Origin of the sequence: Streptomyces sp. 5K101, assembly GCF_046506645.1 — a bacterium.
Classification (GTDB): Bacteria; Actinomycetota; Actinomycetes; order Streptomycetales; family Streptomycetaceae; genus Streptomyces.
Window position 1 is genome coordinate 17,045 of sequence record NZ_JBKFFO010000033.1, and the last position, 21,223, is coordinate 38,267.

Consider the following 21,223-nt stretch of genomic DNA (forward strand, 5'->3'; position numbering starts at 1 on the left):
TTCTTGAGCTCCGCCGCACAGATGGCGACGCCATTCGCGACACCGGCCTCCCCAGGCGCCGGTGCGGCCCCTGCGGTCTAACCCCTCACGAGGTGCCTCCCGGCACGCCTGACAGCAGCGGCCAGGAGGGGGATCTGTTCGCAGACCTGGCCCAGTCCCGTCAGGCCGGCAAGTCCGCTCGGCCGTCGCTGTCACCGTCCAGCCGAGGAGGGACGACTCGCGGCACAGGCCGCGAGGTGACCAGGGCGAGCCACTGCGCCTCGGTGACCGTCGGCCACCGCCGCGTGCCCATGCGGCTGCGCAGCCCGATCAGGTCGGCGGCCCGTCCCTCGGCTGCCTCGATCGCCTTCGGAGGGCTGAACGGATCGGCCTCCACGACGAACACCCCGGCGAAGACGCGGGCCCGCTCCGGGTGCCGGAAGTGATTCCGCAGCCGGGCGCCGACGCCCCCGTCGCGGTGCGCCTTGCCCAGCCACCGCAGCCGCCCGTCGGCGTCAACCGCCAGGTACAGCCCGGCGAGTACGTCGTCCAGCACCGCGAGGGTCTCCTCACGGTGCTGCGGGCCGAGGCCGCAGCGGACGGGCCAGCCGCCGAGCGCGAGGGGCCCCAATGCCGTCCACGCGTGGCGAAGCGCTCGCGCGTCGACCACCGGTCCGGCGACCGGTTCCGGGCAGCAGTCGTCGATCACAGCTCCCACACCGCCGCTCCGGCCTGGTCCAGCAGGTCGACGACCTTCGTCCACTCCTTCTTGATCTCGTTGATGTCCTTCACGTACAGCTTCTGGACCTCGGGGGGTTCCTCCTCGGCGCCGGCTTCCTTCCGGGAGCGCACGGCGTCCTGGATGTGCTCCAGGAGCCGCTCGATCTGCTCGGCGGCGGTGGCGACGGCGTCGGCGCTGTTGTCGACCTGGGTGGTCAGCGCCGCGCGCAGGCGGGTCATGCGGGTGAGCGCGTCTTCCGCGATCTCGTCATCGACCTCGACGGAGACCTCGCCGCTGTCGTCGGCGGTGTCCTCTTCCGTGCCGCCGTCGGAGTCGTCCGAGGGCGGCACGTCCTTGCCTTTGCCCTTGCCGGCGGACGTCTTGGGGAAGGTGGCGTCGAACCAGTTCTTGTCGGCCAGGACGTTCTCGCGCGGGTGGCCGTGGGCGTCGGGCGCCCAGAACGTGCCGGGTGCCTGGCCGTCGACTCCAGCAGAGGCATCGGGGGCGCGCAGGACCGACTCCGCGAACGCGCACAGCAGTTCGCGGGTGACGCCCTCGGGCGGGCTGGTGTAGGCGTTCACCAGGGCCAGGACCGCGTTGGAGGGGGGACGACGCACGCCCTTGCGGTCCTCGCTCTTCTCCGAGCCCTGGCCGGAGGTGATGAACGGCTCGGGCGCGTTGATCAGGCCGGGCAGCAGGTGCCTGCGCACCAGGATTTCCCAGGCCGCGGCGTCCCCCTGGCGGCAGGCGTTCATCAGCGAGGTGAGGCTGCGCGCATCCGGCCGCACCCCGAACTGCACGTTGCGCGCGCTGAACGCGCTCTTGGCGGCGAGCAGGTTTCCACGGTTGGCGAAGTGCTGGGCGACCACGGCCGCCCACACCTCCGTCCGGCGTTCGGCCTTGGGCCCGTTCGACTGGCTCCACGGTGCTTCCTGCAGGGCGGCGCGCACCACCGGCCAGTACCGGCCGGTGGGCATGTGCGCCCGCGGCGGCAGGTTCTCCGGGCGCGGCGGGATCGGCGGGAACAGCATCACCGTGGTGCAGCGGATGGCCACGTCGCGCAGTGTCATCGGGCTCACCTCGTCGCCCGGAGACAGCAGCACGGCGAGCACGTCCAACGCCCGGGCTCCGACCAGGGCATCGGCGATCGCGTCCACGTCCAGGGTGCTTGCCGCGATCCGGTCCTGGGCGACCTCCTTGGCGAGCAGCTCACCGAGCAGCTCCTTGGCCTGGTAGGCCTTGACCAGGGTGGACCACAGGCCCAGACCACGGTCCTCGTTGTCGTAGCCCAGCTGGCCGCGCAGGTGGTCGTGCACGTTCAGCTGGCGCAGCGACTCCTCCAGCCGCTCCGGGGTCCGGGCGCCGACGACGACACGGGCGGGAACCTGGGCGATCCGCTGCGCCCGGTCAGCCCGCTCCTCCAGCTCGTGGCCGGGGACGGTGTATGCGGCGTTGAGCAGGGTGCTGATCCGGCGCAGGATCTCGCCCAGCCCAACCAGGACCAGCCGCCGGTTCTCCTCTTCGCCCGGCAGCCGCAGCACCGACTGCGGTACACCGGTCAGCATCTGCTGAGCCTCCAGCCCGTAGGCCTGCAGCCGGGCGTCGCCCCGGTTGTTGCCGGTGACATGGAAGCCCCGCCAGGGGGATACGGCGGATCCGTCCCGGCCGGTCATCGGGACCTGCTGCAGGACAACGACGGTGGAGTCCCGCTGCCCCTCGTGCACCAGGGACTCGATCAGGTCGTAGGAGCGCTGCCGTCCGCGCTCGCGCAGCTTGTCCACGGCGTACTGCTGCAGCGCGCCGGCCACGTCGGAGCGGACCTGCTCCGTGCTCAGCGCGGCGAGCGGCACACCGTCCTCGACCACGGCACGCACCGTCGGCAGCGGCCGCCGCCAGCCCAGCGCCTTCTCCCGCAGGTTGAGTTCCTTCTCCGCATGGGCGAGCTCGCTCTCGGCGTCGCGGACCGCGGCCACCGCCGCGTCCTTCTCCGCCAGCGACGCGGTCACCGCCAGACGACGCTGCGCGTCCTTCGCCCGGGCCACGGCGATCTTCAACCCGGCCACCTCCCGCTGCTGGTCGACGAGTTCCTCGAGACGGACCAGGTTCTCCGGGGTGGGGTGCAGCCAGTCGCTGCGCGTGCGGTCGTTCAGCGGCCAGGGCAGCGTTGCCGCGCCGTGCAGTTCCACCCTCAGCAGCAACAGCGCGTCGTCGGTGTCCCGGGCCTCGACCTGGTAGGCGGTTTGGCGCAGGAAGCGGCTCCCGTCGCGGCGCCGTTCGATGACACGCTTGGCCTCGCCCCGGCCGAGCGCCGGGGCGAGCGCCTCCAGCACCGCCCGCCGGGGCACAGGCGCGACGCCCTCGGCCGCGCAGGTGTTGGTGATGGCCTCGTAGAGGTTCTCCGCCCACTCAGAGGTGGTCGGGTACGGGAAGGGCCCCTCGGGGGCCTTACGGGTAGACATGGAAGCAGATGGTCCTTCTCCCGGAAGCCCTCATGACCCCGGGTGCGAACGAACGCATCCGGCGGTCCTGCCGGGTGCGACACGCACCCGAGACACAGGAACTCCGGTCCAGGGAGCACCCGCACGGGCCGCCGTCACCGTCACGCACACCGAGCGCGCACCGGTGAAGACCGTCTGCCTCTTTGAGTCCACCACCGGAGACTGTGCACGCCACCGGAAAACTACCGCCTAACGGCGGGGCTCCGCGGCGCACGGCTCACGCCCTCTCCGCCGACGGCGGCACGGGGCTGGCAGGTCATCGAGACCACTGACGTGCCCTAAAAGTCTGTCAGATACCCAGTAAATCGGACAAGTCGCATAGAGGACGCGCGTAGAACGACAAGATCACACGACTGGGAAGCGCGCCGCGCGGATTCCCCCGCTGTACCTCACGCCTGTGCAACCCAACTCCATGCCGCTGCAGACCGGTTCACGCAGGACGCGAGCCACGTGGCAATGAACGCGACCGCCTCGTCGTCATGCCCAGGAGGCGGAAGAGGTCCGCATCCGGACCGCGGGCCTGCTCCACGAGCGTCTCGCGCCGCCCGTCGAAGAGCCGACTCCAGGCACACCCCTCCATGAGGCCTCGCCCGCGTGTTGAGGCTGCTCGTGCCCGCTATGACTACCAGCCAGTCGGCCAGAGGGCGGGGCATGCGAGGTCAACTGGCGCAGGCTCCGGCGGACCCCCAACGGAGGAAGTCCGCGCTGCTGTCGCCGACGTCGATGGCTACGGCGTACTGGATGTAGCGCCATTCCTTGCCGGAGCGCGCCTCGGCGAGGACGGCCTGACAGGCTACGTCGGCGGCGATGTCTGCCCACCTGTCCCGTGTGGGCTGGTCCCAATTGGGCTTGCTGGCCCATACGTACATCGCGCCTTCGTCGGGGGCGAAGCCGACGGACATGTTGTAGTGGTCGAGCCACTCGGGCTGATTGCGGGCGCGCGAGTTGCCCTGCCACTCGGAGATGATGGAATTCACGCTCTCCTCGGCCACACGGATCTCGGTCTCGTCCGTGCTGGGGATTTGCGCCTGCTCCAGGCCGGCGTCGGTCGGTCGCCACTCAGAGCCCTGGCTCTCACCGGAGGTGTCACGGTTCTGGACGGACGTGCTGCATGTGGTGTTGGCACGGAAGTTGTCCTCCCACACGATGCTGGGTCCGTCTTTGCCGGCTGTGTCGACGACGACGTATTCGTTGTAGGGGAAGTCCGGATAGGACTCGTTGATGTCCCGCAGGCCCAGGCAGGCCAACTCGGCTATCTCGTGCACCGCTACCGGAGGGAGTTCCTGGCCGCTTGCCGTGATGTATACCTCCGCTCTGCGCTCGTGGAACGTGAGCGTGTGCTCCTGGTCGGGGTAGTCGACCGGGTCGAGCCATGCTCCTGTTCCCATCGCTCCGAAAGTGTCGTGCTCGGCCGGAGTTCGTGCCGGCCGGGATTCCTTCCACGTGGCGAGGGTCGCCTCTGACGAATCCGCCGTCTTCGTGCTCTTCACGGCCCCAGCGCTGCCCTTGCCGCTGCTGCGGGCAGCGTCGGGTGTACGGCTCGCCGTGTCCGTAGCCGGTGCGGGCTGATTGGCGAGGCTGTCACTGGGGCTGTTTGTCTGGGAGAGGAGAACGCCGGTGATCGCCCCGATCAGGGCAGCGGCTCCGATGAGCATGGCGACGGTACGGCCTTTGCGTCTCCCGGCGGGAGATTGCCACGTCGGGTCGTCCGGCAAGGGCAGGTCCCACTCGGCGGCGACGAGGTCCCCGACACGGGTCGGCTCCAGCCCTGGGCCTTCTGCGGGTATGACCTGTGTGGCCTCAGAAGCGAGGAGCAGCGAGCATTTCTCGGCTGCGCCGATGGCGGGGATCCGCTCTTCGGGATCCTTGGCCAGCGCCTGCTCCAGGATCTCCCGCAGCTCTGCCGGAACGCCGTCCAGGTCCGGGTCGCCGGACATGACGCGGTAGGCCACCGCGTCGGGTGCACCAGTCCCGAACGGGAGCCGTCCGGTGGCTGCATAGGCTACGAGAGCGCCCCAGACGAACATGTCTCCGTCTGGCCCGGCGGTGCCGGTGCGATAGTTCTCGGGGCTGATCCATCCCGGTGTACCGGTCATGACGCCAGTGCGGGTCACGCTGGTGCCGTCGGCTGCGTGGGCGATGCCAAAGTCCAGCACGCGCGGGCCGGTCGGGGTGAGGATGACGTTCTGCGGTTTCACGTCCCGGTGCACCACACCTGCCTGGTGGATCGCGGCCAGGGCGTGCGCGGTGCCAGCCGCGAGGGCATACAGCATGCCGCCTGCGAGCGGACCATGTTCGGACAGGTGCTGGTCGAGGGTGGGGCCCGGGGCGTACTCAGTCGCCAGCCATGGGGCGCCGGCCTCCGGATCGGCGGCCAGAAGAGGTATCAGACAAGGCCCCTGTACCCGGGCGGAGAGTTGTACCTCTCGGCGGAACCGGGCCCGGAACTCAGGGTCCTCGGCGTGAGCTGCACGGATGACCTTGACCGCGACACGCGCGCCCGTAGCGTCGAGTCCGGCATGAACCGTTCCCATACCGCCCGACCCGAGACGGCCGATGATCCGGTAAGGGCCGATCTTGGACGGATCACCAGGACGGGCTGGCAGAACCCGACCGCCAGAACCAGCAGCGCTCACAGGTACTTCTTCCTTCTCCGCAGGTGATACTCGAGGCTTGGCGAGTTCGTGCGCCTGCCCAGGCATCCAGCCGTTGGATGGTAGCTGTGACCCGGCGGAGTAGGGGCTGACTTGTGCGGAAAGCACGCTTCGCCGCCCTCGATGTCAGCGGCCAGCCGGGCTCTCGACAAGAGCCCGGCGGACGCCCCTGCAATCCTGGGCTCTCCACGGATGGAGCCCCGTCTGCTGGAGGCGCATGGGGCTGATCAGCCTCCGACGCTGGGGAGGAGAGCGCCCATCGTCATCGGCTTGCGGGTGGGCCCCAGTCGAGGACGTGGATGCCGGCGGATTTGATCAGGTCGGTGTCGAGGTGGAGCAGCTGGATGGGGGAGTGGCCGTGGCGGCGTAGCCATCGGTGGCGGCGGGCGTGTTCCGCATCGTCCAGGTCGTGGTCTTGGTCGTAGTGGATTCCCGGCGGTCCGCTGGGGTTCTCGTGGGTCCAGGCGCGTACGAGGTCGATTTCGTCGGCTGCTGTGTGCAAGGTGATGAGGGCCCATGCGGTGTCGTAGGGCAGGGTCGGCCCGTGCTGGGTCATGAGCCGGCGGGTGCGCAGTTGGCGCACGGGTGCCAGTAGCCATCGTGTGGTGTGCAGGTTCATGCCGGTGGTCTCCCGGGGGCGTTGTCGGCCTGCCAGCGGGCGGCCGTGGTCTTCAGGTCGTGGTGACCGAGGGTGTGCAGGGTTTGGGTGAGGGCTTGGAGGAAGACCTCGCGCTGCTGGGGCGTGTGGAGGGTGGTGAGGAGTCGGTCGGCGAAGCGGCGGACGTCGCCGCGTATGCCGTCGTCCGTGGTCTCGTGCGGAGGTGGCAGGCCTTTCAGCGCCTCCGCCAGGGGCGTGAGGTCCTCGTGGCGGTCGGGGTACTGGGCGATCCACCACACCCGGCGCAGGTCCGGATCGGCCAGCACGCGTTGCAGGTGAGCCAGGCGGTGCAGTTCGTCTTCGTGTTCGAGATTGATGGCTTGCTGTCGGCGGGAGTGTTCCTCGGCGAGATCGCGGTCCTGGGGCGAGATGGTGAGTTGTACTGACCCGGTGACCTCCAGCCCGTCAATGGCGGGCAGCCACCGTGCCAGGGCGGTGTTGGCGGCGTCGCGTGCTGCGGCGGGATCGAGGACGGAGTGCCGGCGCAGGACGGGAGCGATGTGCTGACGCAGATGGTGACTGGCGAGCGCAGCCGGATTGTGGTGCTCCGGGGCGGCCTGTCCGGGGGCCGGGCGCCATGCGCCGTTGATACGGGCGGTGAAGAACACGCTGGCGATGTGGCTGGGCATCCGCTCGCCGCTCATGGCGAGCGGATGCGCTCCCGGGGTGCCTGCCCGGGCAGGCGGGGGGGAGGCTTTGCGGCGCCGGGGCAGGAGGCTCACGCTGTCGTCGGGAGGCCGTTGCCGCCTGGCTCGGAGACGGGGGCGACGACGGTGAGGGAAGGTGACTGTTCAGAAAACAGCTGGTCCAGCAGCGTTCTGCGCCGAGTGCGCCCCAGATCGGTGCCGTGGCTCACCAGGAGCGCGGCAGGTCCCTCCCTGCCGATGCTTCCGCGCAGTACTTCTGCTGTCACCGGCAGGACCTGGTCATCGGACAGCTCGGGGGAGTCCAGCCACACCGCGAGGTGCTCGTAGGCTGCTTTGGCTGTGTCAGGTTCAAGCATGGCTGCACGCCAGCCGCGGATGATGAGCTGCACGATCGGCGCTTCGGTGAGGGTGCCGAGTGCTTCCTGCGTCAAGGTTGGCGAGGCAAGGGCGCTGTTCGGGTCCTCTGTGAGTGCGAGGAAGGTGCTCGCTCCGGCCTTGCGCACAGTCTCGTCGGCAGACTCGCACCAGTCGACGATCTCCGACAGCACCAGCATGCGCTGCTGGGGGATGCTTGCCAGAGCACGCACCGCTTTGGCCACCGCTTCGCGGGCTCGGCGATCTTCCCGGGAGGCCAGCAGCCGTAGCCGAGTCAGCGCGACACGCGGATACATCTGGCCGAGGTTGCCCGCGCAGATCTCGGCGACCGCCGTGGCGAGCGCTTCGCTCGTGTTCTTCTGATGGGCCCAGTCGTACAGCTGCTTACGGACCCCGGCACCCGTGACCGGGTCGAGTGCCATGGCATCCAGGACGTCGACGGCCAGCTCTCGGTGCACTGACCGGCCGGTGTCGATCCAGGCAGCCGCCACAGTCAGGACGGTTCTGCCGCCGGGCAGCAGGGACAGCTGAGCGAGGGCATCGGCGATGCGTCGCAGATGACGCACGGCGACCCCGTGCGGTGTGGTGATGCGTGAGGCCCACTCCAGCAGCGCCTGTCGCAGCGCGGGGCGTTGCTGCCAGACGTACCTCAGAACGGCTTGTGCCAGTCCGTGCCTTTCGGTGTCCAACGAGATGCTCTCGCCGTCCAGGCGTGAGGCCTGGATGGTGCGAAGCCGCGCGTCCAGGTCCCGGCCGGCCAGCGCGCCGCCCGGCGGCAGAGTTCCGCCGACTTCTGCGAAGAGCTGGTCCGCTGCCTCCAGCACGATCTCGGCCGGTGCTGCCTCCAGCAGCGCCGCGGTGATCAGGAGGGCTCGTTCACGCAGATCCTCTGGCCTTGAGTGTTTCTCGAACCAAAGGCGCAGGTGTTCCTGCCAGTTGGTGAACTCCTGTTTGACCGCGTCTTTGTCGTCTTCGCTGGCCTGGGCGATAAGACGGGCGAGGCGCGCCGCGTCGGATGCCTGGGTCGTCTCCGCGAGGAGTGCCTCGAGGGGAGCGCTCGTCAGCCAGTCCAGCCTGTCGTCCGCCAGGTGCCGCAGATGAGATTCGGCGATTTCTCTCGCCGGCGGGCGAGCCAAGCGCACGGTGGGCACGGTGGTTAACGTTCCCGGAGCCCAGCTGCTGGGAGTCGCCAGGATGATCAGGAACGCTTCGGCCGCTTCGGCTTCCTTCTGGTAGTCGGCGAGTCCGGTGTAGAAGTCCTCGGGCAGTGCAGAACAGCTCGTCAGGTCGAGGACGAAGCCGTGCCCTGTCGTGTGCGGGATCTGTTCGGCGCGTGGCTGTTCCTCGTCCAGGACGAGCCAGCGGATGCGGTCCCTGGGCACTCCTGCATCGCGCAGGACCCGCAGCGCCGCTGTGCGTCGTCCCGCGCCCCTTTCTCCGAGGAGGACCAGCGCATGGTTCGGATCGTACGCGCGCTTCAGCTTGCTGACGGCGTGTACCACCTGTCCGGGCCCGTGGGGGCCGGCGACATCGACGAACGCGTTTTCCACGAGGTCCATCTCGTGGTCGCCCACGCTGATTCCGCTCAGGTAGTCCCGCCCGCGCACGTACCGGTGCACGACGTAGTCACGGCCCACCTGCGTCACGTGCGCATTGCCTGAAGCATCCGCCTGCTGAATCGGCATCGTCACGACGCTCTCGGTGCTCGTCATGACCGCTCCGCGCCGGTGATGTAGTCGCCGCCGACCTGCACGATCCGTGCCTTGCCGCTTGCTTTGCCCTTCTGCCTCACGTCTCGATGCACTTCGCTCCGCCGCTTATCGGAGTCCTCATGAACGGGGTTCTGGTGCTGGGAGTCCGGCTGCACGTCTGTCGCGGCGAGGTAGGGCTCGATCATCGCCGGGGCGACGCCGGGGACGAGGAGCCGGCAGGCTTCCTCGAAGCCTGCCTTGCCTTCCACATGCGCCGTGGTCGTCAGGAATTGGTGCTCTTGCAGGTTCGGGGTGCGGCCCGCGCGAACCGTACGCCGGTAGGCGGTTTCCGATAGGACTGCGGCCAGGAAGGAGCGGTGGTCGACGGCGGTGGCCATGGCCTGGCGCACGGCGGTGCTGTCGACGAGCCGGCAGGCGTCGTTGATGGCGTCACCGCGGTGCCCGGGTTCCAGCGGCCCGACATGGACACTGGCCCGAAGCCGGATGGCGGGGCTGCTGGCCAGGCGCTGCTGGTCGTATCGGTGGAGGGCGGCGTTGAGGTGGGTGAGAAGCGGGTCGACGAGGCGGGCCAGGTGCTGGGCCGACAGGACGATGACGGCGCCGTCGCCGGTGTCCTTGTACGCCTCGCCCAGGGAGCGCGGTTCGGGCAGCCGGCTTTCGGCGAACTCGGTCGACAGGATGTCGTCCAGGTCCGAGCGCACGACAGCCATCTTCGCTTCGGGGATCTGGCTGTAGCGCATCATGTCGACGACCAGCACAGCGTTCTCGGCCGGAACGTCGAAGCCGTCAAAAGCAGGGGACGCTTCCACGAGGAAGTCACCTTTCGTGAGCAGGAGTTGCTGTGGGTGACCATGCTCGCCGTGGCGTCCTCGTAGTGGTGCCCAGCACTGGGCACCACCACGGTGTGCTGCATCACCTCTGCTCGGCGGCCCGTGCGTGTGCCTGAATGGCAACCAAGTCCCGGATGAGGAGACCACCGCCCGCCTCGGTGTCCACCCAGCCCCGGTCCCGCCATGGCTTGATGGCGCAGCCAACCGCATTGCGGGAGGCGCCGATGAGCTGGGACAGCTCTTCCTGGGTCAGCCGCACTGCATACGGCATGCCGGTGACAGACGCCGCACGGACGAGCCGGACCAGGGCGGCTGCCAGCCGCACGGGGACAGCGGCGGTCGCCAGCTCAAGCCGAACGGCCTCTCCTTCGCGGACCCGCGCGATGGCGTGACGCAGCAGCGGAGTAAGAAGCCCGTGCTCGTCGACGAACGCGAGGAACTCGGGAGCCGGGACGAGGTGCACCCGGCACGGTTCGGCGGCGACGACGGACGCCGTGCGCGGCTTGGCGTCCAGGACCGCGAGCTCGCCCAGTAACTCGCCGGCTCCGCGTACGGCCAGCAAAGTCCGCTGCCCCTGCGCGCCGGACACCGCCACCAGAGCCGAACCAGAAGCCAGCAGAATCACGTGCGTGCCCGGGTCTCCTTGGCGCAGAAGAACGCTCCGGGCCGGGCGCAGGCGTTCGGGGGCCAGATCGCGCAGCTTCGACCACAACTGATCCCCGATGAGACGTGCATGAGGCTGATACATATCCCCCCTGGATGCGGCGGCCAACACAGGCAGGATGCTCTCAACTGGTCACATAGGTGATCAACAGTCCGATTCCGGCCACGAATATGGCGGTGATGATCAAATCCACGGACGCCTTGATGGCCCGGTACTTCCTGCGGGCGAGACCGGCCCGCAGCGACAAACGGTCCACCTCAGCGGGCACAAGGTCCACGCCCCTCATGGCCTGAAATGCCGCCACGACATCCTCAGCTGCCGACCCCGCACATATGCCTTCCAACCCCGTCAGAGCGTTGCCGCTCGGCAAGACTGGCCGAATCGCGAGCAAAGCGGCTACCAGTGCCGCGCCGAGGAGAATGCAGGAGCCCGCCAGAACAGCACTCGACCAATGCGCCCCATCCAGTGCCGCCAGCGCGGCGCCGACGACGGCCAGCAAACCTCCTGCCACCGCACACAGCGCCGCCGCCTTGCCGTCAGCCCGCTGTACCTCGACGAACATCTCGGCGCTCCTGCTGGCCAGCGCTCCTTCCACCGTGCCGGTCACGGCCGACTCGCCATTGCCGCACGTCGCTTCAGACAAGGAGAACCCCTCCGCCCCACTGAATTCCGTGAGTCCACAGTGGGCGAACTCCGCCTGCGGGGATGCCCTCCACCGGGCATGACGCCTGTTGGGCGCACCACACAACGGCACAGTGAAGCACGAGAGTTGACCCGGAGTGCACGCCTGGAGGCCAGTGGCCGGGGACCGGACCTTCGGCTTGGCCTTGGCTGCGTGTGTCACTGCCCGGTCCGCTGCATGTTCCGACGACCCGCTCGTTCGGCTGGGAGGGGGCGCTGGCGCTCGCCGGGAACGTACTCAACACCGCGATGGAGCACCACGGTGTGGCCTGGTTTCGCGCCCGGTTCGCCACGGTGCCGCAGATCAACGGGATACACGGCCCCGGCGTAGTTCTGCGCTTCGTCGACCGGAACGTTCCGCTGCCGGAGCGGAGGTGGGCATCTTCGACCTGGCGGCCCACCTCGTCCTGCGGTCGACCCGGGAGGTCTTCGCCGACATCCGGACCGGGGTGACGACGCAGGAGACGTTCAACCGGCACCTGGCGGCGCACCGTTCCTCGTACGACTCCTACCGCCAGGAGTTCACGGTCCCCCGCTCTCCTCGGCGCGCACGCACTGCTGCGGGCCCTGGACGAGGCGAAGGCGCAGCCGGGCGGCGACTGACCGGGCCGACCGGGGCCGGGCACGCGCAGGTCTGTCTGCTCCCGGCGGCGGCCGTCAACGGCGGGAGCCGCCCGTTGCGGGACACTGGCCGTATGTCTTTGCTGCGTCCGGCCACGACGGCCGATCTGTCGACGGTACGGGATCTCCTCGGCGCGGAGTGGCCTCACGAGCGCGGTGCTGCGGCCGAAGGGAAGTGGAAGGAGCGCCTGCAGGACCTGGAGGACAACAGGGACGGCCATCCGGAATTCGCTGTGTGGCTGCTGGAGGACGGCGGCACGGTGGTGGCTGTCGCGGTCACCCAGCTTCTGTCACGCCGGCGGCAGCGGCGAGTGGGCGGCGTGGCGTATCCGGTGTACCTCGAGTATCTGGTCACGCGGTGCAGCCACCGGAGCCGGGGGTACGGCGCGCAGATGGAGAAGCATGTGATCGGGACCCTGGCGGCCCGCGGCTACGGCCGTGTCTTTCTCCTTGTCGAGCCCGGCAGGACGGACGCGCTGCGGTTCTGGACGAGCCGGGGATTGGCAGCGGGCCCCGGAGGCAGAGCAGCCGCCCACCCGGGTGCTGATGGTCAGGGAGACAGCTCCGGCCGTGGAGCCCGGGAACGACGCCGTCCCGGGCAGGGACTGAGGACCTGCCCTTGGCTTGGTGCCCGACAACGGTGTCCCTTCTCAACCGGGTAATCGCGCTGCGGTGGGCCGGCCCGAGGATCAATGAAGCGCGGGTGCGGAGCGCCATCGGGTCCCTACAGGCTCGCTTGGGCATCCCCGGCTCGCACGGCGGCCGCCGCCTCGAGCAGGAGCCAGCCGTCGACCTCCACCGTCTGCCGCTCCGCCGGCTCCCACCCGCGGGCCAGCGCCACGTCGAGCAGGGCCCGGACAGCGCCCGGCTCGTGCAGGTTCAGGGACTCGCCCCGGGTGAGGCCCACGTCCCCGGAGCCCATGGGGGCCCGCCCGGGACGTACCGGCCCGGCCGTCGGCGAAGACGATGCGCAGCGGGCCTCCGCTGCCCGCCGGCTGCGGGGACAAGGTGAGGGTCTGGCGGCAGTCTACGGACCGGCCGTTGCCGTCCTTTCGGTGACTGTGGCGCATCGTCCACATGTACACGCGCCCGTCGGCGACCAGTCTGCGGGGCTTCTTCGAACGGCGAGGCACACAGCCGAGGCTACGCGGCCCGCTCAGCACACGGGAGCCCGGTGAGCGTGCGCGACGAGCGTGACGTCGACCCGTCATGCCAGTTCGGGCCGAGTCTGTGACGGCTGCACGTCACGCTTGCGTCGCGCGACGGGCCGCGCGTCGGCGCCACGCTCTCGACCGGCATCGACCGCAGCAGTAGACCGCGTCCTGGCGGCGGTCGCCGCCGGCGAATGTGATGTGACCGCACTCCGGGCAGGTCAGGAGCCTGATCATGCGGGTGTCACCGTTCCACTCGGCTTCGGCCAGCATCAGCCCGAGCATCAGGTTGCGGTCTGCTCTGCGTCCGTCCCGGTACGCCTGGGCCCGGCATACGGCGTTGCAGTACCGGCGCCTGGCCCTCGCGCTTCTCGGCAGCCGGGCCCCGCAGGAGGCACAGAACCGAATGCGGGCCACGCCTTCAGGGTCGCTCGCCCGGGCCCTCTCACACAGGCCGTGCCAGCGGGATGGCCCGCCTCGTGGACGAGGCCCTGGCCTGGACAATGAAGGAGCACGAACTGGCCTGCGCCTTGTGGCAGACACCCGAGACCGCCGCACACCAGCGGTCCCGGCCTTGTCTCGGACATCGCCGCCGGGACTCGGCCAAGGCGGACGGGCAAAGCCTTGTCCGCACAATGCCACTGGGGGATTCACGCTGACTCGCGCCGGCGTCGAGCGGCCACCTCGTAGGCTCTCCTAGGCAAGTTGCTGACGCAGCCGCCGCAGGGGCGGCCCAAGGGGGGACGACGCGCCGATGCTCGACTTGGAGGACCTGGTGAACCGGGTGGTCAACCCGGACGTGCGGCCGCTGGTGAGGGAGGCGCACCGCTGCTATGGCACCGGCGCCGCCCGGGCGGCGATCGTGCTGACCTGGACTGCGGTGTGCGCGGACCTGGTGCATAAGATCGAGGTCCTCAAGGAGGAAGGCGAGGCCGACGCCCGCGACCTGGTCCAGGACGTCGAGCGCGCCCAGCAGCCTGGTCAGGCCGACGCCGTGAACATCATGCTCAGCGTCGAGCGCACCATCTTGGACGTCGCCGAGAAGCTGGAACTGATCGACCGCACGCACAAGACGCAGCTCGAGCGGCTGCGCGAGGACCGACACCTGTGCGCCCACCCGTCCCTGCGCCCGATGGGAGAGCTGTACGTCCCGACCCCCGAGTACGCCCGCGCCCATCTCGTGGCGGCCCTCGACGCGGTCCTGGTGCACCAGCCGAGCCAGGGCCGTAAGGTCCTGGACAGCTTCATGGCCCACGTCGCCGATCCGGCGTTCACCTCCGAGCCCGACTACCTCGGCTACGCGTTCTTCGACCGCGTCCGCCCCACCTCCCGGACGAAGGTCGTCGAGTTCGCCGCCAAGTTCGCCTTGCTGCAGATCGAGGTCCCGGACCTGCCCCTCGCGGCCCCGATGCTCGCCGACCGGATGGCTCAGTGCCTGCGCCTGTTCGCCGACCGCGACCAGACCCTTGCCACGGAGAGCCTGGCCCGGCACATGCCCCGACTCGTGAAGGACGAGCCGGGAGTTCAACTCGCGGCTCTCGGCCGCCTCGGCGACCTGCCGGCGTTCTGGCAGGCCCTGCCCGAGCCCATGCGCACGCTCTACAACACCAAGATCACCAACATTGCGGCCCACGTCACTCAGAACGGCAACCTCAAGCCTGATGAGACCCGGGTCTTCGCCCTGGTGGCCCATCCCGAAGTCCGCACGAGCCTGCCCGCCCTGGAGGAAGCGTTTACGAGGCTCCATGTTTCCGAGCGCTCCCGGGTGATCGGCGTCCGGCCCGACCCCTACTTCATCCCGTACCTGCCTGCCCTACTCAAGGGCGTGGGCAGCTTCGACCAAGGCGAGTTCGTCGCCCGCACCGCCATCCTGCCCAGCGCTGGCCTGATGACCCTGGACGACACGAAGGCCCTCTTGAGGGAGTGGTGGGACCACGAGACGGGCCAGACCTGGGGCCGGGCCATGCCCGGCTACCTCGTTGCTCTCTACTTCACCACCTCCCACCTCGGCGAGGCGCGGGACGAGCCCTGGAAGGCCTTCCTGGAGGAACTGCGCCCGTTCCCGGACACGTTCAACCCCATCGCCCGGGGCACGGGTCTGGCGGAGGCAATCGTCGCAGGCTGACCACCACCGGCCTCCGCCGGCGGTCCGACCCGGCCGCCCGGCACACCCTCGGCACGCAACAAGCCGCACTGGCCCCGGCGAGGCACCGGCGCGGTCCGCACCCCGGATGGCGGCCACTGGCCGATCCGCCTCCAAGACCTCGACCGCTGCGCCGCTCCGCAACTCAGTCCGAACGTATCGAATGCTGGCGCTTCAATTTGAAGCGCCAGCATTCGACGCCGCAGTGGATTCCCGCAAACATCTCGGCCTGTAGCGGTCCGCCTGGTCGACGTGCGAAGGACCCCCGGCGGACTCCAGTGTCCACGTTTACTTCCGGTCACTGACGCCGCTATCGCTGACAGGTCCGGTTGATGGACCGAACGGGTCAGCCCGCACATCACCTTCCGGCTGCTGCTCTCCACGCAATCCCTCCGTCAGCCGCGAGCCTGGTCGGCTCAGGCCGCTCGCGGGCGGCACTTGTCGCCGCGAGTGGCGGGTGGCTTTCCGTCAGACACTTCACCGCCACGCCGTCAGTGAGGCGTGCATCGCCGCTCTCGCGCAACGCCGACACGACCGCGCCCGCGACCAACTCACAGGACTCGACGCACAGTTATTATTGCGCTTGTCGTCATTTTTTGCGATCATCGCAATGTGGACTTGATCAGTGACATTGCGGCGATCCGCTTCCCGCTGCCCTCGCCCGGCTCGGTCACCCCGCCGGATCTCTACTTCGAGGCCTGCGAGCAGGCCGAACGTCTCCGCGCGGAGGAGGCGGAGAATCTCCAGGCTGCGAGCGAGGGCCTGGATGCCGATCCGCTGCTCCTGGCGCTGCAGGACGCCCGGGCGCGTAAGGCCGCGGCGGATGCCGAGATCCGCCGACTCCTCGCCTATGGGCGGGAGTTCCACGGCGCCCGCCCGTACCGGCTGGAGTCCCTGGCCGAGGCCAGCGGCATGACCATCTCCGGTATCCGCACCGCCTACGGGATGGACGAGATCACCGAGGTGGCCAGCGAGGTCCACCGGGAACCAAACCGGCGCACCGCCAAGTCACCCCGCCAAGAGGCCCCATGACCGATGGCCAGGACACCTGCCTCTGCCCCACTCCCTGGCCCCGCCTGATCACCGCCATCGAGCAGCACCAGTACACAGCCCCGCCTCCGAGCTCTACCTCGCCCACTGCGCCGTATGCAGGACCGCCTACACCCACCCCTGGAGACGGGTGCGCCCCCGATCCACGTGGTCCGGGACAGCCGCCACCGCTCCAGTTCGGGCCGCTGGCAACAGCGAGAGATCACGCGGAGCTTTCAGAAGAGGCACGAGCGCGAGATCCGGATTCACCAAAAGTTCTCGAACAAGGAAGCAGCACCAGTACGGGGACAGTAGACCACCAGAAAAACCTTTTGCCCGGACCACGTTGATGCAGCGTCACCAACCTTCCTCCTAACCAGCCATTGGCCCGCGAAGCGGGCCAGGGCTCGAAGGCGAAGCCGGAGAGTGATGATCTGCGGGTTTTTGTCGGTGGTGGTTCGGCATCATGATGTCAGTGGGTGAGTATCGATCTCTCTGCTGTTCAGTGGACTGTTGTGGGTGACCCGGCTGCTGTCAGAGATGCCGATTTTGTGCTGACGTCTTTGGTGATGGCGCGGGTCGTTTGGTTGCCGGTCGGCACCCGGCCCCTGCCGCGCCCACCGCGACCACCGCGGCCTGCCCGGCGAGTGCTTGCAGGCACAGCGACTCCACCACGGGCCGCACCAGGCGCGCCGTCTTCCCCGACCCCGCCGGACCGACAGCCACCAAAGACGTCCCCAGGAGCTCAAGATCCAGGGCAAGGCCGGCCCCCCGGTGCTGATACGGGTTGCGGACCTCATCGACGGCCGTACCGAGGCGCACCTGCCGACTCAGAAGGTCATGCCGGGCGATGCGTACCGGAAGGTCGCGCGCCCCGGACGGGTGCACGCACGCGGCCGCGCCGTGGCGCTGCACCGTGGCGACGAACGCGGCAAGCCGGTTCGGCTGAGCCCGTACCGACTGCCAGGCTCGGGTGATGCGCGCGTAGTCGACGTCGTTCATCAGCCCGGCGCGCGCCTCACCGGCCAGACGGTCGGCCGCACTTTCCGCACTGCTGCCGGCCGCCCGCAGCTCGGGCCACTCGACAGGGTCCACGTCCGGCCGCGCGGCAAGGGCCGCCGGGGCCTGCCGCTGCTCCTGCTGGCGCCGGCGCAGCGGCACGAGCACATACCGACGCGCGACTTCGTCCCAGTTCCCCAGCCGACCGAAGATCACGGCGAGCAGCAGGCCGAACAGCACGTAGTAGATGTACGCCGCCCACACGAACGCCAGCGAAGCCCCCTCCCCCCTCCAAGAGTCGGGAGTGAACAGCAGCAGCGGCCACAGCCAATAGCTGCCGAGATAGCCGTTCCAGCACAGCGACCACACCAGCCAGCCGCAGAGCAGCGAAACCAGCGCACCGCTCAGCAGACGCCGCCCCGGCACCTGGTCCGGCTCCTCCAGGGCCCTAGGACGGTGCCCAGGAGTCCAGATGCCGGAGCCGTCGCAGGCCGCGGAGTCCGCAACCAGGCGACGAACGCCTCGCCCTGTGCAGGCCGCGGCGGAGCACTCGGGCGCGGTGGGGCGGCCGGCGGACGCGCAGGAGAAACAGCCTCGTTCGGCGCGGGAGCCGGTCGTGGCACGGGGAACGAGTCGGCGCCGAGCGGTTCCTGCGTGCCGTTGGTGTCCATGTACTCCCTGCCCCCGGATCAACACGTGATCATGACCGTGACGTCAATCTAGTGTCCCGGCCAAAGGCCGTTTCGGTCCCCAGGGCGCAAGCCGCTGCCAGACGGGGAGGCTTCGGTGCGGGAGCCGATCCCGTGAGCAAGGCCATGGTGCATTCGGTGGTCCAGCGGTGCCGGCCCAGATGTTGCGACGAGTCTCATCGCCACCCGACACGTCAGTCAGCGTCGGGCGGGGCCTCGCATTGCGTGCATGGATTGCGGCATGGGGCCAACTGACGAACCGCTGATCGGCGTTCGCTACGAACAGAATGCGGTGCTGTTCTTCTGATAGAAGAAGCCAAGGAAAACCGAGTAGGGTGTCCTATTGCAACTCTCCGGGTGTATCCAGATGTACGACCCGGGGCCTGTTACATATTTCTTAATGACCCAGCCGGATTCGTCATCGTAGCGGACCGGGGTGGCTCCCTGCTTGTGACCCCAGAGCCACTCATTGCCGTTCGACAGTAGCCGCCAGAAGTGGTAATCCTGGCCGGGCCATATTGCCGCTCCGATGGTCAGGCCTTGCGGGCTCTGGCAAGTGTCACGCCAGCCGTCGGCTCGCAACCCGGCTACTATCTCGCCGACCGAAACATCTCTGGCTGGCCGCCCCGCGTATCGCCCCGGTCGAGCGTAGCGTGAGTCCGGCCGGTAGTTGCAGGCGAAGCAGTAACAGTTGTTCTTCCCTACGTGCTGCGGATCGTTGAAAAAGGCGCCGTTATCCAGATGTAGAGAATCGGCCGCCGGACACTGCTCTCCTTCTAGCCATGTTCCGCGCACACTTGGATTCTCTTGTTCGTCGAAGTGGGAGTCGCCGACGTGAGGGTACGAGTCCTCGCTCGGCGACGGTACGAGACGCACTCCACCCGAGGCGGCTGAAATCAACTCGTCCTCCAACCCGACCCGCCGAGCAGACGTTTCGAGCAGCCAGTGCGCGACGGATGATTCCACGGCAGTCGGCGCGCTTCCCACTCGGAACTCGGCCGGGAGTGGAGATTGCGTTGAATACTGGCTTCGGCTCCACGGTCCATCATCCTCCTTGAGCAGGCGTATGATGAACCCGCGGTAGCCGAGGCCGAGCCGTTCTTCGCTCGTGAATAGCGGCGAAACCTGCTCCGGAGCCGCCTGGATGCGCTCCGTCAGCTCGCGCTCCTCTTTGCGGGTAAGGATCCACTTGGGATTCGGCATTCCCGAAAATATGTCGAGTTCAACTTCGAGCATGATCTGATCCCCTCCCAGCTTGTCGCGATTCGGAGCTGCGACTTTCCACGGTCGCGTGGGAGAGGCATCCGCTTCTCAGCAGAGCCAGCCTCCAGCATATGTCCGCCATGTTGCCCTCGCACTTCCGTGAATCGGGCGTGCGGGAACACGCTAAACGCCGAAGCGACCTACACCCGGCGTCGTGCAGCGACGACAGCTGGCCGGGGTGTGCCCGAGTGGGAGCCGCCAGGGCTGGCGATGGCTGAGGATGGGCGGGTCAAGCGCCCTTCGCGAGCCGCTCTCCTCTGCTCGTGGCGAGGAGACTAAACGAACAGGCGGCGCAGTCAACTGAGACGGGAACTGAAGGCAGGCAACCCCTTGTCCGCCATGGAAGCGACGGCGGACAAGGATGGGTTTCTGCACCTCTTCGGGGCAACGCCCGGGTCACCCGCGCCTGCGGACGGACAGCACGAGCGCCACAAGGCCGCCTAGGCCGCCTACGGCGGCCGCGGTCTCCCGCAGCGCAGGGTGCTGGTGCAGCACGTAGGCCAGGCCGCACAGCGCGAGCAGACCGGTTGCCACCCAGAGCTTGCGCAGCTCCTGGCGCGGGTCCGGCTCGGGGACGCGCGGTGGGTTCGGCTCGGTCGTGGTCATGATGTGGTTTCCCCTCAGGGAGTCGGGGCGTGCTGGGTTGCACGCGTGATCGGTGGAGAGTGGAGTGCCTCCGCCCCTTGCGTCTCGGGCTGGCGGTCAGACAGCAGCCGGGCCGCCAAGAGTTCGCCGGGCAGGCAAGACGGACCTTGAACGGCGTGACGGTTAGCCCCGCAACCCTCGAAGTCCTCGAGTGAGTCGAACGCCCGGTAGCCCCTTGGTTGCGACAGGGGTTGCGCCTATGGGGTGCGACAGAGGTTGCGCCTGCTGTTGCGCACCCCAGCGGGCCGTCCCCGCATCCGCGCAGGTCACCCCACGGTTTCGGCATGGTCGGGCTGCTGACATCCCCGTTGCGGCCGCTTTCGCACATGTCCCTGGCTGGAGTGAAGAAGGGACGGGCGGGATGGGCGGCGTGTCCGCAACGGGGATCGGGGCGCGCTCAGTCCGGTTGCGCGTCGGCCGGAGCCTCCGCGCCCGTGCCGCCAGCCCGGCCTGTTCTCGCGGACCGTTTGGCGGGGAGGTGCGCCGGCGGTGGCTGCGGGGGCGAGCGATCGTCAGCTTCAGGGCATAGCGGCCGAAGCTCTCCAGGAGGTGTATTTCAGGGATCGTGGGCAGCGTGCGGCGGGGTTGTTGGTTGAGTTCACGGATATTGATTACGTGGATTTCGGTCTGTAGGCCGGGTGGGTTTTTCGGGGGTGGTGTGGGTTGGTTCCAGAATTGGTCTGGGCGTGTTTTTGATGCGGGGTCAGGATTCGGCGGTTTGTGCTTTGTTGCGACCTTCTGAATTCGCCTCTGGCCTGTGACTGTCCGTCAGTTCGGGGCGGGAGGCACCCTCGGGCCTGTGCCGTGTCCCGCGCCGGACCGGCATCTGTGCAGCTCAGAGCAGGTGAAGCCGCGCCCCGGCACGGGCCGGACTCCTCGGGGAGGGGGTGGCCCGGAATCCCAGAAGCTACACAGCCTCAGATTTGATGCAGGGGTCCCCTCAATCCGCCAACTCAACATGCTGCATCACTCGGCGTAGCCGTCCCGGCAGTTGGGCACCTCGCCCCGGGTCGCCCCTCCCCAACGGGCCGGCCAGTCAGCAGCCCCGCGCACCCACCCCCTCCCCTTGCTGCCAGCCTCCACCCCCGGAGCGCAGCGGAGGGGGTGGCCACGAATCCCAGACGCTACACAACCCTGCTGGTGATACACCGAGTTGAGCCACCCGGGCCGGTACCGCGCAGCGGTCCGGCCCTGCCCGCGCAGCGGGCCCCGGGCGCGGCACGCGCCCGGCCTCAGCCCCTCGGAGCGCAGCGGAGAGGGGCAC

General features: G+C 68.8%; 15 protein-coding genes and 2 pseudogenes. 4 read left to right on the plus strand and 13 right to left on the minus strand.

Translation table 11 applies throughout. From position 1 onward, the window contains the following. Window positions 1–160: 160 nt before the first annotated feature. The 9 genes from ACLB9X_RS32455 to ACLB9X_RS32495 form a co-directional block, all read right to left on the minus strand. Window positions 161–697 carry a hypothetical protein gene (locus tag ACLB9X_RS32455; protein ID WP_410364021.1) on the minus strand — a complete coding sequence of 179 codons (537 nt, stop codon included), beginning with the start codon at window positions 695–697 and terminating at the stop codon, window positions 161–163. Further along, the gene (locus ACLB9X_RS32460; protein WP_410364022.1) at window positions 685–3,159 is read right to left on the minus strand and encodes a hypothetical protein; all 2,475 of its coding nucleotides are present in this window, start codon (window positions 3,157–3,159) and stop codon (window positions 685–687) included. The genes ACLB9X_RS32455 and ACLB9X_RS32460 overlap by 13 nt, the downstream gene beginning before the upstream one ends. Before the next feature lie 698 nt (window positions 3,160–3,857). Beyond that, window positions 3,858–5,834, minus strand: a complete 1,977-nt coding sequence (locus ACLB9X_RS32465; protein ID WP_410364023.1) for a serine/threonine-protein kinase — start codon at window positions 5,832–5,834, stop codon at window positions 3,858–3,860. A gap of 280 nt (window positions 5,835–6,114) precedes the next feature. Further along, complete coding sequence (locus ACLB9X_RS32470; RefSeq protein WP_410364024.1) at window positions 6,115–6,471, minus strand: hypothetical protein; 357 nt, start codon at window positions 6,469–6,471, stop codon at window positions 6,115–6,117. After that, entirely contained in the window at window positions 6,468–7,154 is a 687-nt protein-coding gene (locus ACLB9X_RS32475; protein WP_410364025.1) for a hypothetical protein, read from the minus strand. Before ACLB9X_RS32475 ends, ACLB9X_RS32470 begins: the two co-directional genes overlap by 4 nt. A 74-nt stretch (window positions 7,155–7,228) precedes the next feature. Then, the gene (locus ACLB9X_RS32480) at window positions 7,229–9,244 is read right to left on the minus strand and encodes a hypothetical protein (RefSeq protein WP_410364026.1); all 2,016 of its coding nucleotides are present in this window, start codon (window positions 9,242–9,244) and stop codon (window positions 7,229–7,231) included. After that, entirely contained in the window at window positions 9,241–10,053 is an 813-nt protein-coding gene (locus tag ACLB9X_RS32485) for a hypothetical protein (RefSeq protein WP_410364027.1), read from the minus strand. The genes ACLB9X_RS32480 and ACLB9X_RS32485 overlap by 4 nt, the downstream gene beginning before the upstream one ends. A 103-nt stretch (window positions 10,054–10,156) precedes the next feature. Then, on the minus strand, window positions 10,157–10,822 hold the full coding sequence (locus ACLB9X_RS32490; RefSeq protein ID WP_410364028.1) for a Crp/Fnr family transcriptional regulator: 666 nt from the start codon (window positions 10,820–10,822) through the stop codon (window positions 10,157–10,159). A gap of 40 nt (window positions 10,823–10,862) precedes the next feature. Then, window positions 10,863–11,381, minus strand: coding sequence for a Pycsar system effector family protein (locus ACLB9X_RS32495; RefSeq protein WP_410364029.1), 519 nt, complete (start codon window positions 11,379–11,381; stop codon window positions 10,863–10,865). 733 nt (window positions 11,382–12,114) lie between these two features. Between ACLB9X_RS32495 and ACLB9X_RS32500 the strand changes: the two genes are divergently transcribed. After that, complete coding sequence (locus tag ACLB9X_RS32500) at window positions 12,115–12,702, plus strand: GNAT family N-acetyltransferase (protein ID WP_410364030.1); 588 nt, start codon at window positions 12,115–12,117, stop codon at window positions 12,700–12,702. Between the two features lie 62 nt (window positions 12,703–12,764). Here ACLB9X_RS32500 and ACLB9X_RS32505 read toward each other — a convergent pair whose 3' ends face one another. After that, window positions 12,765–12,962, minus strand: coding sequence for a hypothetical protein (locus ACLB9X_RS32505; protein WP_410364031.1), 198 nt, complete (start codon window positions 12,960–12,962; stop codon window positions 12,765–12,767). A 983-nt stretch (window positions 12,963–13,945) separates the two neighbouring features. Here ACLB9X_RS32505 and ACLB9X_RS32510 point away from each other — a divergent pair. After that, window positions 13,946–15,316, plus strand: a complete 1,371-nt coding sequence (locus tag ACLB9X_RS32510) for a hypothetical protein (RefSeq protein WP_410364032.1) — start codon at window positions 13,946–13,948, stop codon at window positions 15,314–15,316. A 630-nt stretch (window positions 15,317–15,946) separates the two neighbouring features. Continuing rightward, on the plus strand, window positions 15,947–16,366 hold the full coding sequence (locus ACLB9X_RS32515) for a hypothetical protein (RefSeq protein ID WP_410364033.1): 420 nt from the start codon (window positions 15,947–15,949) through the stop codon (window positions 16,364–16,366). A 588-nt stretch (window positions 16,367–16,954) separates the two neighbouring features. Here ACLB9X_RS32515 and ACLB9X_RS32520 read toward each other — a convergent pair. The 3 genes and pseudogenes from ACLB9X_RS32520 to ACLB9X_RS32530 all read right to left on the minus strand — a co-directional run. Next, window positions 16,955–18,033: pseudogene (locus tag ACLB9X_RS32520) on the minus strand (ATP-binding protein); the annotation flags it as partial. A gap of 294 nt (window positions 18,034–18,327) precedes the next feature. After that, window positions 18,328–19,287: a hypothetical protein gene (locus ACLB9X_RS32525; RefSeq protein ID WP_410364034.1), complete on the minus strand. Its 960-nt coding sequence runs from the start codon at window positions 19,285–19,287 to the stop codon at window positions 18,328–18,330. Window positions 19,288–19,710: 423 nt separating this feature from the next. Further along, window positions 19,711–19,920 (minus strand): hypothetical protein, encoded by a 210-nt coding sequence (locus ACLB9X_RS32530; RefSeq protein WP_410364035.1) that lies wholly within the window; start codon window positions 19,918–19,920, stop codon window positions 19,711–19,713. Window positions 19,921–20,457: 537 nt separating this feature from the next. On the opposite strand from ACLB9X_RS32530, the pseudogene ACLB9X_RS32535 reads away from it, so the two are divergent. Continuing rightward, window positions 20,458–20,592: pseudogene (locus ACLB9X_RS32535) on the plus strand (XRE family transcriptional regulator); the annotation flags it as partial. Window positions 20,593–21,223: the final 631 nt, after the last annotated feature.

Coding starts and splice junctions, on each gene's coding strand:
- ACLB9X_RS32460 (WP_410364022.1), bottom strand. CDS start 3,159: ATGTCTACCCGTAAGGCCCCCGAGGGGCCCTTCCCGTACCCGACCACC.
- ACLB9X_RS32470 (WP_410364024.1), bottom strand. CDS start 6,471: ATGAACCTGCACACCACACGATGGCTACTGGCACCCGTGCGCCAACTG.
- ACLB9X_RS32475 (WP_410364025.1), bottom strand. CDS start 7,154: ATGAGCGGCGAGCGGATGCCCAGCCACATCGCCAGCGTGTTCTTCACC.
- ACLB9X_RS32480 (WP_410364026.1), bottom strand. CDS start 9,244: ATGACGAGCACCGAGAGCGTCGTGACGATGCCGATTCAGCAGGCGGAT.
- ACLB9X_RS32490 (WP_410364028.1), bottom strand. CDS start 10,822: ATGTATCAGCCTCATGCACGTCTCATCGGGGATCAGTTGTGGTCGAAG.
- ACLB9X_RS32500 (WP_410364030.1), top strand. CDS start 12,115: ATGTCTTTGCTGCGTCCGGCCACGACGGCCGATCTGTCGACGGTACGG.
- ACLB9X_RS32505 (WP_410364031.1), bottom strand. CDS start 12,962: ATGGGCTCCGGGGACGTGGGCCTCACCCGGGGCGAGTCCCTGAACCTG.
- ACLB9X_RS32510 (WP_410364032.1), top strand. CDS start 13,946: ATGCTCGACTTGGAGGACCTGGTGAACCGGGTGGTCAACCCGGACGTG.
- ACLB9X_RS32525 (WP_410364034.1), bottom strand. CDS start 19,287: ATGCTCGAAGTTGAACTCGACATATTTTCGGGAATGCCGAATCCCAAG.
- ACLB9X_RS32530 (WP_410364035.1), bottom strand. CDS start 19,920: ATGACCACGACCGAGCCGAACCCACCGCGCGTCCCCGAGCCGGACCCG.